This window comes from Leclercia sp. 119287 (assembly GCF_009734485.1).
Taxonomy (GTDB): Bacteria; Pseudomonadota; Gammaproteobacteria; order Enterobacterales; family Enterobacteriaceae; genus Enterobacter; species Enterobacter adecarboxylatus_C.
The window spans coordinates 1,868,648-1,881,584 of record NZ_CP046445.1; the positions used below are offsets into that span (position 1 = coordinate 1,868,648).

General features: G+C 58.2%; 16 protein-coding genes. 11 read left to right on the plus strand and 5 right to left on the minus strand.

The window, feature by feature from the left end:
* Window positions 1-106 precede the first annotated feature (106 nt).
* On the minus strand, window positions 107-667 hold the full coding sequence (locus GNG27_RS08990; RefSeq protein WP_156263448.1) for a lipoprotein: 561 nt from the start codon (window positions 665-667) through the stop codon (window positions 107-109).
* Between the two features lie 105 nt (window positions 668-772).
* Window positions 773-1,981, minus strand: a complete 1,209-nt coding sequence (mdtH, locus tag GNG27_RS08995; protein WP_156263449.1) for a multidrug efflux MFS transporter MdtH — start codon at window positions 1,979-1,981, stop codon at window positions 773-775.
* A gap of 234 nt (window positions 1,982-2,215) precedes the next feature.
* On the opposite strand from mdtH, the gene rimJ reads away from it, so the two are divergent.
* The 4 genes from rimJ to murJ all read left to right on the plus strand — a co-directional run bounded on the left by rimJ (window position 2,216) and on the right by murJ (window position 6,074).
* Window positions 2,216-2,800, plus strand: coding sequence for a ribosomal protein S5-alanine N-acetyltransferase (rimJ, locus tag GNG27_RS09000; RefSeq protein ID WP_039028904.1), 585 nt, complete (start codon window positions 2,216-2,218; stop codon window positions 2,798-2,800).
* 9 nt (window positions 2,801-2,809) lie between these two features.
* The gene (locus GNG27_RS09005) at window positions 2,810-3,460 is read left to right on the plus strand and encodes a YceH family protein (RefSeq protein ID WP_156263450.1); all 651 of its coding nucleotides are present in this window, start codon (window positions 2,810-2,812) and stop codon (window positions 3,458-3,460) included.
* 2 nt (window positions 3,461-3,462) lie between these two features.
* Window positions 3,463-4,386 carry a Gfo/Idh/MocA family protein gene (locus tag GNG27_RS09010; protein ID WP_156263451.1) on the plus strand — a complete coding sequence of 308 codons (924 nt, stop codon included), beginning with the start codon at window positions 3,463-3,465 and terminating at the stop codon, window positions 4,384-4,386.
* Between the two features lie 152 nt (window positions 4,387-4,538).
* Window positions 4,539-6,074, plus strand: a complete 1,536-nt coding sequence (murJ, locus tag GNG27_RS09015) for a murein biosynthesis integral membrane protein MurJ (RefSeq protein WP_156263452.1) — start codon at window positions 4,539-4,541, stop codon at window positions 6,072-6,074.
* Window positions 6,075-6,131: 57 nt separating this feature from the next.
* Here the strand turns inward: murJ and flgN are convergent, their stop codons facing one another.
* From flgN to flgA, 3 genes are all read right to left on the minus strand, one after another.
* Window positions 6,132-6,554 carry a flagella biosynthesis chaperone FlgN gene (flgN, locus tag GNG27_RS09020; protein ID WP_142489060.1) on the minus strand — a complete coding sequence of 141 codons (423 nt, stop codon included), beginning with the start codon at window positions 6,552-6,554 and terminating at the stop codon, window positions 6,132-6,134.
* Window positions 6,555-6,561: 7 nt separating this feature from the next.
* Window positions 6,562-6,849, minus strand: a complete 288-nt coding sequence (gene flgM / locus GNG27_RS09025; protein ID WP_156263453.1) for a flagellar biosynthesis anti-sigma factor FlgM — start codon at window positions 6,847-6,849, stop codon at window positions 6,562-6,564.
* Between the two features lie 93 nt (window positions 6,850-6,942).
* On the minus strand, window positions 6,943-7,599 hold the full coding sequence (gene flgA, locus GNG27_RS09030; protein WP_156263454.1) for a flagellar basal body P-ring formation chaperone FlgA: 657 nt from the start codon (window positions 7,597-7,599) through the stop codon (window positions 6,943-6,945).
* Window positions 7,600-7,760: 161 nt separating this feature from the next.
* Between flgA and flgB the strand changes: the two genes are divergently transcribed.
* Genes flgB through flgH form a run of 7 tightly spaced genes read left to right on the plus strand, consistent with a single transcriptional unit; the run spans window position 7,761 to window position 12,928 of the window.
* Window positions 7,761-8,177: a flagellar basal body rod protein FlgB gene (gene flgB / locus GNG27_RS09035; RefSeq protein ID WP_142489063.1), complete on the plus strand. Its 417-nt coding sequence runs from the start codon at window positions 7,761-7,763 to the stop codon at window positions 8,175-8,177.
* A 2-nt stretch (window positions 8,178-8,179) separates the two neighbouring features.
* Complete coding sequence (flgC, locus tag GNG27_RS09040) at window positions 8,180-8,584, plus strand: flagellar basal body rod protein FlgC (RefSeq protein WP_142489064.1); 405 nt, start codon at window positions 8,180-8,182, stop codon at window positions 8,582-8,584.
* Between the two features lie 11 nt (window positions 8,585-8,595).
* Entirely contained in the window at window positions 8,596-9,300 is a 705-nt protein-coding gene (gene flgD, locus GNG27_RS09045; protein ID WP_142489065.1) for a flagellar hook assembly protein FlgD, read from the plus strand.
* A 21-nt stretch (window positions 9,301-9,321) separates the two neighbouring features.
* Window positions 9,322-10,602 carry a flagellar hook protein FlgE gene (gene flgE / locus GNG27_RS09050; protein ID WP_156263455.1) on the plus strand — a complete coding sequence of 427 codons (1,281 nt, stop codon included), beginning with the start codon at window positions 9,322-9,324 and terminating at the stop codon, window positions 10,600-10,602.
* A gap of 20 nt (window positions 10,603-10,622) precedes the next feature.
* Complete coding sequence (locus tag GNG27_RS09055) at window positions 10,623-11,378, plus strand: flagellar basal body rod protein FlgF (protein WP_142489067.1); 756 nt, start codon at window positions 10,623-10,625, stop codon at window positions 11,376-11,378.
* A gap of 11 nt (window positions 11,379-11,389) precedes the next feature.
* Complete coding sequence (flgG, locus tag GNG27_RS09060) at window positions 11,390-12,172, plus strand: flagellar basal-body rod protein FlgG (protein ID WP_032617536.1); 783 nt, start codon at window positions 11,390-11,392, stop codon at window positions 12,170-12,172.
* A gap of 57 nt (window positions 12,173-12,229) precedes the next feature.
* On the plus strand, window positions 12,230-12,928 hold the full coding sequence (flgH, locus tag GNG27_RS09065; RefSeq protein ID WP_156263456.1) for a flagellar basal body L-ring protein FlgH: 699 nt from the start codon (window positions 12,230-12,232) through the stop codon (window positions 12,926-12,928).
* Window positions 12,929-12,937 lie beyond the last annotated feature (9 nt).

Genomic DNA, 12,937 nt, shown 5'->3' on the forward strand with positions numbered 1-12,937 from the left:
GGCTCCGGCTGAGTGAGATGATTTTTGCCGGACACAAAGGATAGGGGGAAACGTTTTCGTTTGCACTCTTTTCCGCAAAAAAAAGGGCGCCGGAGCGCCCTGGAGGTTAATCGACGAAGGGGATAACAATCTCACCCGGCTTCACTTCGATGCCTTTAGCGTATTTTTTCGCCAGCGCTTCACCCTTGCTGTTATCTTCGCTCAGGATGTAGGCCGGCTGATGATTAAAGTAATTCTGCAGTGACTGGTTCAGGTAGGGCATCAGGGTTTGCAGAACCGGCTTCATCTTGTCCGGCGACACTACGGCGTCGGTGATCTCCATCTGCTGCAGATAGATGGCGCCCTGATCTTTATTGAAGACCGGCAGCGCTTTTAATTTCAGTTTGATATTGGCTTTCTGGCTGCCGAACAGCGAGTTCATGTCCAGGCTGGCATCCCCGGAGAGCATCACTTTATTCGGCTCCTCGCGGCCAATCTGGCTGGCAAGGTTGCTCAGGACAATATGCGCATCCGCCACGCCCGGAACGCCAATATCTTTCGCAAAGTTATTGCGCTTTTGCAGTGCCTGGTTGATCTCCTGTTCACTGACGGTGTACTGGGTGAGCTGATTACAACCAACCAGCAGGCCGCTGACGATCAACGCAGTGGCAATAACGATCTTCTTCATGGTTTTCCTCGACATAATGTCAGCGCTTCAATCCTGACGCGCCAGTATGTCAGGGGAGAGTGAGTCAGACCAGCAGAAAAAACTGATATCCGTCTGCGGTATCGATCAGGCGCCAGGCTCCAGGATGCCGGGCACGCGGCGTTTATGGCTGAACTGCCAGCCCAGCGCAAAGAAGGTGATCACGCCGATTAACGCCAGCATCACCCACGGCAGCTCAGGCTGGTGGAAGGCTTTTCCGGCATCGAACAACCAGCCGCCCCCGGCATACCCCAGCGCACCGCCAATCGCCAGCCCGAGTCGGCTGAAACCCATATAGCTGCCCCGCGCACGCGGGTCGGCCAGCTCGGCGCTCAGGGTTTCGCGGGCCGGTTCGGCGATAATTGAGCCGATATAGAAGGTGCAGATCAGCATAAACAGCTGCTGCAGGGAGCCCACCATCCCGATGGGCAGCATGCTCAGGGACATCAGCAGCAGGCCCGCCATCAGGCGGTGCTCAAGGCGGAAGCGTTTTTCGCTCCAGCGGGCAATGGGGTAGAGCAGGGTCAGGGAGAGACAGGCCTCAATGGCGTACATCCATTTGACCGCCGCCGGGGAGCCCGCCACATCGTTAACCATGATCGGCAGCATCAGCATCACCTGTACTCCCAGCATGTAATAGCCCGCCAGGGTCAGCACATAGGTGATAAAGCGTTTATCGCGCCAGACCCGATCCGATCCCTCACGCACCGGCGCTTTGACGGTGGAGAGTTTCCAGGCGGGCAGCAGCCAGGCGTTGAAGGCCGCGCAGAGGATAAACAGCACCGCGCCCGTGGCGCAGACCAGACGAAAATCATACTGCAGCAGCCAGCTGCCCAGCAGCGCGCCCACCACCGCCCCGGCGCTGTCCTGCATCATTAGCAGGGAGAAAAAACGTCCGCGATGCTGAGGGCGGATCAGTTTGACCACTAAGGCCGTGCGCGGTGGGTCGAACAGCGTGCCGCCAAGACCGGAGATAAAGCAGGAGACCCACAGCAGCCATGGTTCATGGGCGATCGCCATGGTGGCAAACCCCGCCGCCCGCAGCAGCATGCCGGTGACGATCATCGGTTTAGCGCCGAAGCGGTCGGCAATTGCGCCGCCAAACACCCCCAGCCCCTGCTGAACGAACTGGCGCAGCCCCAGGGCAATGCCGACCATCAGCGCCGCCCAGCCCATCTGATCGACAAAGCGAATCGAAATAAGCGGGAAAACGACAAAAAAGCCGAGCACAACCAGCATGTTATCGACGAGCAGGAAGTACTTACCCAGACTCCGGGCCTGTGAGATACGGGACATTTCCCCTCCAGGGGAATAAAGATGATAAGCGCGCTAATATTCTGCGGTTTCGCCGGAGTTTTTCCCACAGCGCAGGCGACAATATTTTTTTATCAAAAGGGTACTTTGATTGAGGCTTTTCATCGAAAAATGTGAAAAGTCTTCAAAATGGTATGTCACTGTTTTCCCAGACGGCAACGGCGCAGGTATAGTAAAGCTAACGGGTCAAGGTTGTAACAGGAAGGAGTTGTATCCATGTTTGGCTATCGCAGTAATGTGCCGAAAGTGCGCCTCACGACTGACCGGCTGGTGGTTCGTCTGGTTCATGAGCGTGATGCCTGGCGTCTGGCGGACTACTACGCCGAGAATCGTCAGTTTTTAAAACCCTGGGAACCCGTGCGGGATGAAAGCCACTGTTATCCTTCCGGCTGGCAGGCCCGGCTGAGCATGATTGCCGAGTTCCACAAGCAGGGTTCGGCGTTCTATTTTGCCCTGCTCGATCCTGATGAGAAAGAGATCATTGGGATCGCCAACTTTTCTAACGTGGTGCGGGGATCGTTTCACGCCTGCTATCTGGGCTACTCCATCGGACAAAAATGGCAGGGGCAGGGGCTGATGTTTGAGGCCTTAACCTCGGCAATCCGCTATATGCAGCGTACCCAGCATATGCACCGCATTATGGCCAACTACATGCCGCACAATCAGCGCAGCGGGGATCTGCTGGCGCGCCTCGGGTTCGAAAAAGAGGGCTACGCCAAAGACTATCTGCTGATTGATGGCGAATGGCGCGATCATGTCCTGACGGCGCTGACAACCAAAGAGTGGAGCGCGGGGCGCTAAGGAACAGAGATGAAATACCAATTAACCGCCACAGAAGCGCGCGTCATTGGCTGTCTGCTGGAAAAGCAGGTCACCACGCCGGAACAGTATCCGCTCTCGGTGAATGCGGTCACCCTGGCCTGTAATCAGAAAACCAACCGTGAACCGGTGATGAACCTCGCCGAGCATGAGGTGCAGGATCAGCTTGATGCGCTGGTTAAACGCCACTATCTGCGCACCGTCAGCGGCTTTGGCAATCGCGTCACCAAATATGAGCAGCGTTTTTGCAACTCCGAGTTTGGCGCCCTGAAGCTGAACTCTGCCGAAGTGGCGCTGATCGCCACTCTGCTACTGCGTGGGGCGCAGACGCCCGGCGAGCTGCGCACCCGAGCCGCGCGCATGCACGAGTTCGCCGATATGCAGGAGGTAGAGCAGGCGCTTGAGGGGCTTGCTGCCCGTGAAGATGGGCCCTTTGTCCTGCGTCTGGCGCGCGAGCCGGGCAAGCGCGAAAGCCGCTATATGCACCTCTTCAGCGGCGAGGTTGATACCTCCGTTGCGACGTCAGAGGCCGCAGCGCCGGTTGCGGATGAAACCTTGCTGGCCCGCGTTGAGGCGCTGGAGAATGAAGTCGAAGAATTGAAACAGCGACTCGATTCGCTGCTGGCACATCTGGGGGATTAACGGTGGCAAAATTACGTGTAGGCGTTGTAGGGCTGGGCGGTATCGCGCAGAAAGCCTGGTTGCCGGTGCTGAGCGCCGCGACAGACTGGACGTTACAGGGCGCCTGGTCGCCGTCGCGGGATAAGGCGCTAAGGATCTGCGAGTCCGTACGCATGCCTTATTATTCATCGTTACAGGATCTGGCCCGGGAGTGTGATGTGGTCTTTGTCCACACCTCCACCGTCACCCACTATCAGGTGGTCAGCGAGCTGCTGCAGGCCGGTGTTCATGTTTGCGTCGATAAACCGCTGGCTGACAACCTGGCCGACGCCGAGCGCCTGATTGAGCTCGCTGCGCGGAAGAAGCTCACCCTGATGGTCGGCTTTAACCGCCGCTTCGCGCCGCTCTACCAGCAGCTGAAACCGCAGCTGAACGATGCGGCCTCGCTGCGGATGGATAAACACCGCGCCGACAGCATCGGGCCCAACGATCTGCGCTTTACCCTGCTGGATGATTATCTGCACGTGGTGGACACTGCCCTGTGGCTGGCGGGCGATAATGTCCAACTGACCGGCGGCACGCTGCAAACCAACGAGCAGGGGGCGATGGTCTATGCCGAGCACCATTTCAGTGCGGGCAATCTGCAGATCACCACCTCCATGCACCGCCGGGCGGGCAGCCAGCGCGAGTGGATCCAGGCGGTAACGGACGGCGCGCTGCTGGACATCACCGACATGCGCGAGTGGCGTGAGGAGCGCGGCGCAGATGTCGTTACGCCGGCCATCCCGGGCTGGCAGAGTACTCTTGAACAGCGCGGCTTTGCGGGCTGCGCGCGTCACTTCATCGAATGCGTGCAAAATCAGACGGTTCCTGAAACCGCGGGTGAACAGGCGATCCGCGCCCAGCGTATCGTGGAGAAGCTCTGGCGCGATGCCATGAGCGAATAACCCGCTGTAACATCTGCCCATAGCAATTCGTTTTTTTACGAGTAGACTAGGCGCTTTTATTGTCTTGTAGGCCGGGTAAGCGCAGCGCCACCCGGCGAGAATCACGCCTGCTTTGCAGGCGTTTTGCCGTCTGGTAGTGGAAATTCACGTTAATGAACCTATTAAAATCGCTGGCTGCCGTCAGCTCAATGACCATGTTTTCGCGCGTGCTGGGCTTTGCGCGCGACGCCATTGTGGCAAGGGTCTTTGGCGCAGGGATGGCGACTGACGCCTTTTTTGTTGCTTTTAAACTGCCTAACCTGCTGCGCCGTATCTTTGCCGAAGGCGCGTTCTCCCAGGCTTTTGTCCCCATTCTGGCGGAATACAAAAGCAAGCAGGGGGAAGACGCGACGAAAGTGTTTGTCTCCTACGTCTCTGGATTGCTGACCCTCGCCCTGGCGATCGTCACGGTAATCGGGATGCTGGCGGCGCCCTGGGTGATCATGGTCACCGCCCCCGGCTTTGCCGATACCGCCGACAAATTTGCCCTGACCTCACAGCTGCTGCGCATCACCTTCCCCTATATTCTGCTGATCTCGCTGGCGTCGCTGGCGGGGGCGATCCTTAACACCTGGAACCGCTTCTCGGTCCCGGCGTTTGCGCCGACGTTCCTCAACGTCAGCATGATCGGCTTTGCGCTGTTCGCCGCACCGCACTTCCATCCGCCGGTGCTGGCGCTGGCCTGGGCGGTGACGGTGGGCGGCGTGCTGCAGCTGGCGTATCAACTGCCGCACCTGAAAAAGATCGGCATGCTGGTGCTGCCGCGTATTAACCTGCGCGATGCCGGGGCGATGCGGGTGGTGAAGCAGATGGGCCCGGCCATTCTTGGCGTCTCGGTGAGCCAGATTTCGCTGATCATCAACACCATCTTCGCCTCTTTCCTGGTCTCCGGTTCCGTCTCCTGGATGTACTACGCCGACCGCCTGATGGAGTTCCCGTCCGGGGTACTCGGGGTGGCACTGGGCACTATTTTGCTGCCGTCGCTCTCACGCAGCTTCGCCAGCGGCAACCAGGATGAGTACTGTCGTCTGATGGACTGGGGGTTACGCCTCTGCTTCCTGCTGGCGCTGCCGAGCGCGGTGGCGCTGGGGATCCTCGCGAAACCGCTGGTGGTGTCCTTGTTCCAGTACGGTAAATTTAGCGCCTTCGATGCCCTGATGACCCAGCGGGCGCTGGTGGCCTATTCCGTCGGGCTGATGGGGTTGATTGTGGTGAAAGTGCTGGCCCCGGGCTTCTACTCGCGCCAGGACATCAAGACGCCGGTGAAGATTGCCATCGTGACCCTGATCATGACCCAGGTGATGAACCTGGCGTTTATTGGCCCAATGAAGCACGCCGGCCTGTCGCTCTCCATCGGTCTGGCAGCCTGTCTGAATGCCGGGCTGCTCTACTGGCAGCTGAGAAAGCAGCAGATTTTTACCCCGCAGCCGGGCTGGGCGAGCTTCCTGTTACGTCTGGTGATCGCGGTGCTGGTGATGGCCGCAGCGCTGGTGGGCATGCTGTACGTGATGCCTGACTGGTCGCTGGGCACCATGCCTTATCGTCTGCTGCGCCTGATGGCGGTGGTGGTGGTGGGCGTCGTGGCCTACTTCGCGACTCTCGCGGTGCTGGGCTTTAAGGTGAAAGAGTTCGCCCGCCGCACGGCGTAAAGCCAAAAAAGGGGAGCGCCTGTCGGTGCTCCCCTTTTTCTGTCTGTCTCACAACAATTAAATCGAAAACTTCTTCCCGCCGCTGCGTGAGCTGGAAGTCTGGCCATCGGCACCGTACAGTGCCGGCTCCTGATGCGGCTTCAGCACGTCCAGCGCCTGCTGGTTGCGGGTGATTTGCCCCTCGAGTAACCAGCCGTTATGCTGATTGAGATCGCGCAGACGCTGTGTTTTTTCAGTAATAGTTTGCCAGCGATCGGCGACATCATCATTGGCACTCTGGCGCGCGGACTGTTCGGTACGGCGCTGCTGCTCCAGATAATCCAGAGTTGCCAGCAGGGAGCTTTTATCTTCTGTAATGCGCTGCAGCGCGCTGCCGTTCACATTCCCGGCAGAGAGCTGTTGTTGCTCGGCGTCCATCACCGTTTTCAGGTCGTTTAAGACGACCGTCATTTGATCCATAATTTCCGTCAGACGACTCATACGGCGATTACTCTAAGAAACTTTGCGCTTCCTGAATCAGCGCGTCAGCGATTTTACTGGTGTCCATTTTCAGCTCACCGTTACGGATCGCGGTTTTCAGCGCTTCAACACGTTCCATGTTGATATCGTTGCTGCCCGGCTGCATCAGTTTCGCCTGGGCATCGCTCAGCGTAACGCTGGTGCTGTTAGCCGCGGCCGATTTTTGCGGGCGCGGTTTTGCCGTCGCAGTCTCACTCAGTTCGCGAGGTTGTACAGTGCTAACCGGCTTCAGGGGCGATGTACGATCAATGCTCATTGTGTTGTCCTCATCGAGGGTTGGCGGCGTTAGCGCCTGACATTATCACTTGTTAATGATTTATCGGCAGTCGCCGCATAATCTTTAAAAAGATTATAGGTTAATCAGAATATTCCCATCAGAATCGACGGTGCCGCTCACGACCTGGCCTGAGGTCATCCTGACGCGGGCGTTTTGCGCCACGGCCGCATTGTTCAGCGCCTGTCCTTCGCTGTTAACGCTAAAGCCCTCGCCGCTGGCGATCACCATTACCCGCTGTCCGGCTTTAATGAGCCAGGCCTGGCGCAGCATCGACAGTTGCAGAGGCTGCCCGGGCACCAGATCGCGCAAGCTAATGGCATTCTGCGCCTGGTTAATATCCAGCATCGTGCGCGGAGGCAGCTGATCCAGTCTGCCTCGCTTCAGCGCAACGCTACCCGGCTGCAAGGCCGCACCACGTGGGATGTTCCGGGACGCGACAACATAATCGCCCGTCGCCTGAACTGCAACCTGTATAAACCGTTTTTCATTGTCACATCGTGCCGTGACGCTGACGTTGCCCCACTGCCTGGTGTTTCCAGGGACGCTGAATTCGGGTGTTTCACAGGAGGGCAGCATGGTGGCAGGCGTGCGGATCTGCACCGAAACCTCATCGCTGAACCCTGCCAGACGCTGGGCAAAAAACGCCGTCAGCTGGGCATCAAGATCCTGCGCCAGAGTGGAGGCGCTCCAGAGGAGCAGGATTGCGGTCAAACCACGTTTAAGTGCCATATCGCCCGTTACCGTCGGATTACAGAATGAGCAGGATTCTACCTGTAGCGGGTGGGCATCAACGCAATAAATAGCGACGCATTTTGCGCTTATTCCGTCGATGACGGAGACGGGTTGAGATTTAAGCTATCCACTGAAATTTTGCCATCAGCGGAGGAGACATGCTCGATAAACTCGACGCCGCGCTACGTTTTCAGCAGGAAGCGCTCAACTTACGCGCCCAGCGTCAGGAGATTCTGGCCGCCAATATCGCTAACGCCGATACCCCCGGGTTTCAGGCGCGCGATATCGATTTTTCCAGTGAATTAAAGAAAGTGATGGAGCGTGGTCGGGCCGAAAATAGCGGTGTCGCCCTTGCGCTGACCTCTGCACGCCATATTCCGGCAGAGACCGTGACGACACCGAATACCGATTTACTTTATCGCATCCCCGATCAGCCATCCCTCGACGGCAACACCGTCGATATGGACCGGGAGCGTACGCAGTTCGCCGATAACAGCCTCAAGTACCAGATGGGACTGACCGTTCTCGGCGGGCAGATTAAAGGCATGATGAACGTTCTGCAGGGAGGCAACTAGTAATGGCCTTACTCAATATCTTTGATATCGCGGGTTCCGCGCTGACCGCGCAGTCCCAACGTCTGAACGTCGCCGCCAGTAACATGGCGAACGCTGACAGCGTGGCGGGCCCGGACGGTCAACCTTACCGCGCCAAACAGGTGGTGTTCCAGGTGGATGCAGCACCGGGTGCGCAAACCGGCGGGGTCAAAGTGGCCAGCGTGATTGAGAGCCAGGCACCGGACAAACTGGTGTACGAGCCGGGCAACCCGCTGGCCGACGCCAGTGGCTACGTCAAAATGCCAAACGTGGATGTGGTCGGTGAGATGGTGAACACCATGTCGGCGTCCCGCAGCTACCAGGCCAACGTAGAAGTCCTGAACACCGTGAAGGCCATGATGCTTAAAACGCTCACTCTGGGCCAGTAAAGGAGAGATCAATGTCCATTGCCGTAAATGTTAATGACAGATCGACTGCTACTGGCGTCAGCGGCGCCACCGGCAGCAGCTCGCTTACCGGAAGCAACGCTTCCGATCTCCAGGGCAGCTTTCTGACGCTGCTGGTTGCGCAGCTGAAAAACCAGGATCCGACCAACCCGATGCAGAATAACGAACTGACCACGCAGCTTGCGCAGATCAGTACGGTGAGCGGCATCGAGAAACTCAACACCACGCTGGGCTCCATTTCCGGGCAGATCGACAGCAGCCAGTCGATGCAGGCCAGCACGCTGATTGGCCATGGCGTGATGATCCCGGGCTCGACCGTTCTGGCAGGCACCAGCGGTGCCGAAGGCTCGACGACCACCTCAACCACCCCGTTTGGTGTGGAGCTGCAGCAGAGCGCGGACAAAGTAACCGCCACCATCACCGATAAGAACGGTGCGGTGGTGCGTACCATTGATATTGGCGAGCTGAAAGCGGGTGTTCACACCTTTACCTGGGACGGGACCCTGACCGACGGCACCACGGCACCAAACGGTTCTTACAACGTGGCCATTTCCGCCAGTAGCGGCAGCACGCAGCTGGTGGCACAGCCACTGCAGTTTGCCATGGTGCAGGGCGTGATCCGCAGCAGCAGCGGTAACACGCTGGATCTCGGCACATACGGTACTACCACGCTCGACGAAGTTCGGCAGATTATTTAAAACCATTACCAGGAGTAACTCATGGCCTTTTCACAAGCGGTCAGCGGCCTGAATGCTGCAGCCACTAACCTCGACGTCATTGGTAACAACATTGCCAACTCCGCGACCTATGGCTTTAAGTCCGGTAGCGCGTCGTTCGCAGATATGTTCGCCGGTTCCAAAGTGGGTCTGGGCGTTAAAGTCGCCGGGATCACCCAGGACTTTTCAGACGGTACCACCACCAACACCGGGCGTGGCCTGGATGTGGCTATCAGCCAGAGCGGCTTCTTCCGCATGCTCGACAGCAACGGTTCGGTCTATTACAGCCGTAACGGCCAGTTCAGCATGGACGAAAACCGCAACCTGGTGAACATGCAGGGTCTGCAGCTGACCGGCTATCCGGCAGCAGGTAGCCCGCCAACGGTGCAGACCGGTGCCAACCCGCAGGCGATCAACATTCCAAACACCCTGATGTCGGCAAAAGCCACCAGCACCGCTGCGCAGCAGATTAACCTGAACTCCACCGACAGCGTGCCGACCATTCCGTTTGACGTCACCAACGCCAACCCGGATTCAGACAGCTTCAACAAGAAAGGCACCATCACCGTTTACGACAACCAGGGTAACGCCCACAACATGTATGTCTACTACGTGAAAACGGCAGACAACAAATGGGATCTCTATACCCAGGACGGCAGTGTAGCAAATGGCAAGATCAGCAAAGCCGCGCAGATGAGTTTCGACCCCAACGGTAACCTGCAAGGGGTGACTAACTACATCGCTCAGAATACCACGCCAGAAACCTGGAACCTGGCTGACGACCAAAATACCAGTCCGTCTATCGACATCACCACCGCAGCGCTGAGCGGCGCGGTGCCGGTTACTTTCTCCCTGAGCTTCCTGAACTCCATGCAGCAGAACACCGGGGCGAACAACATCGTGGCGACCAACCAGAACGGCTACAAGCCGGGCGACCTGGTGAGCTATCAGATCAACGATGACGGTACCGTGGTAGGTAACTATTCCAACGAACAGAGCCAGGTGCTGGGTCAGATCGTGATGGCGAACTTCGCCAACAACGAAGGCCTGCAGTCTGAAGGGAACAACGTCTGGTCTGCTACCCAGTCTTCGGGCGTGGCGCTGCTGGGCACCGCGGGCTCCGGTAACTTCGGTACCCTGACCAACGGCGCGCTGGAAGCCTCCAACGTCGACCTGAGTAAAGAGCTGGTCAATATGATCGTCGCGCAACGTAACTATCAGTCTAACGCGCAGACCATCAAAACCCAGGACCAGATCCTCAACACGCTGGTTAACCTCCGCTAAGTGGCTGACGGGATAGCTTAATGGATCACGCAATATATACCGCGATGGGCGCCGCCAGCCAGACGCTCAATCAGCAGGCCGTCACCGCCAGCAACCTGGCGAACGCCTCGACGCCGGGTTTTCGTGCGCAGCTCAATGCCATGCGCGCCGTCCCGGTGGAAGGGCTCTCCCTGCCGACGCGTACGCTGGTCACGGCATCCACGCCGGGCGCCGACATGACGCCAGGACAGATGGACTACACCTCGCGCCCGCTCGACGTGGCGCTGCAGCAGGACGGCTGGCTGGCGGTGCAAACGGCCGACGGCAGTGAAGGCTACACCCGTAACGGGAACATCCAGGTGGATGCGGTCGGGCAACTGACCATCCAGGGACATCCGGTTATCGGCGAAGGCGGTCCCATCACCGTGCCGGAAGGCTCGGAGATCACCATCGCGGCAGACGGGACCATCTCGGCCCTGAACCCGGGCGACCCGCCGAACACCGTGGCACCGGTTGGCCGCCTGAAGCTGGTCAAAGCTGAAGGCAGCGAAGTGCAGCGTGGCGACGACGGTATGTTCCGTCTGACCCAGGCGGCGCAGGCCACCCGTGGCGCGACCTTACAGGCTGACCCGAGCATTCGCGTCATGTCTGGCGTGCTGGAAGGCAGTAACGTTAAGCCGGTGGCGGCGATGACCGACATGATTGCCAGCGCGCGCCGTTTTGAAATGCAGATGAAGGTGATCTCCAGCGTTGATGAAAACGCGGGCAAAGCTAACCAACTGCTGTCAATGAGTTAACAGGACTTCTTATGATCAGTTCTTTATGGATCGCGAAAACGGGCCTCGACGCGCAGCAAACCAATATGGATGTCATCGCCAACAACCTGGCGAACGTCAGCACCAATGGGTTTAAACGTCAGCGCGCAGTTTTCGAAGATTTGCTTTACCAGACCATCCGCCAGCCGGGCGCGCAGTCGTCTGAACAGACCACGCTGCCATCCGGTCTGCAGATTGGTACCGGTGTTCGTCCGGTGGCGACCGAGCGTCTGCACAGCCAGGGCAACCTGTCCCAGACCAACAACAGCAAAGACGTGGCGATCAAAGGCCAGGGCTTCTTCCAGGTGCAGCTGCCTGACGGTACTTCGGCCTACACCCGTGACGGCTCGTTCCAGGTGGATCAGAACGGCCAGCTGGTGACGGCGGGCGGTTTCCAGGTACAGCCAGCGATCACCATTCCGGCTAACGCCCTGAGCATTACCATCGGGCGTGACGGGATCGTAAGCGTGACCCAGCAGGGCCAGGCTGCACCGGTACAGGTTGGCCAGCTTAACCTGACTACCTTTATGAACGACACCGGTCTGGAAAGCATCGGTGAGAACCTGTACATCGAAACCCAGTCCTCCGGTGCGCCGAACGAGAGTACGCCGGGTCTGAACGGTTCAGGTCTGCTGTATCAGGGGTATGTGGAAACCTCAAACGTCAACGTCGCGGAAGAGCTGGTGAATATGATCCAGGTCCAGCGTGCGTACGAAATTAACAGTAAAGCAGTGTCGACGACCGACCAGATGCTGCAGAAACTGACGCAACTCTAAGGTGTAGTCCGGTGCGGTTCACGCCGTACCGGCTCCCTGTTTTCGAAGATGAAGGCAATGCAAAAACTCGCGGCGATTCGTTATCCGATAGTGACCCTCCTGGCCGTTACCCTTACCGGTTGCGCCTGGGTACCGTCTCAACCTCTGGTGCAGGGTGCGACTTCCGCCCAACCCGTTCCTGGCCCGACGCCGGTCGCGAATGGCTCTATTTTCCAGACAGCGCAGCCGATTAATTACGGTTATCAGCCGATGTTTGAAGACCGTCGCCCGCGTAATATCGGCGACACGCTGACCATCCAGCTTCAGGAAAACGTCAGCGCCAGCAAGAGCTCGTCCGCGAATGCCAGCCGCGACGGGAAGACCAATTTTGGCTTCGATACTGTGCCGCGTTACCTCGAAGGTCTCTTCGGTAATGCCCGCGCCGATGTCGAGACCTCTGGCGGCAACTCCTTTAACGGCAAAGGCGGTGCCAATGCCAGCAACACCTTTAGCGGCACCCTGACGGTGACCGTTGACCAGGTGCTGGCGAACGGCAATTTACATGTCGTGGGTGAAAAACAGATCGCCATCAATCAAGGCACTGAGTTCATTCGCTTCTCGGGTGTGGTTAACCCTCGCACCATCAGCGGCTCCAACACCGTACCGTCCACCCAGGTGGCCGATGCGCGCATCGAATACGTCGGCAACGGCTATATCAATGAAGCGCAGAATATGGGCTGGTTGCAGCGTTTCTTCCTTAATTTATCACCGATGTAAGCGAGGTGA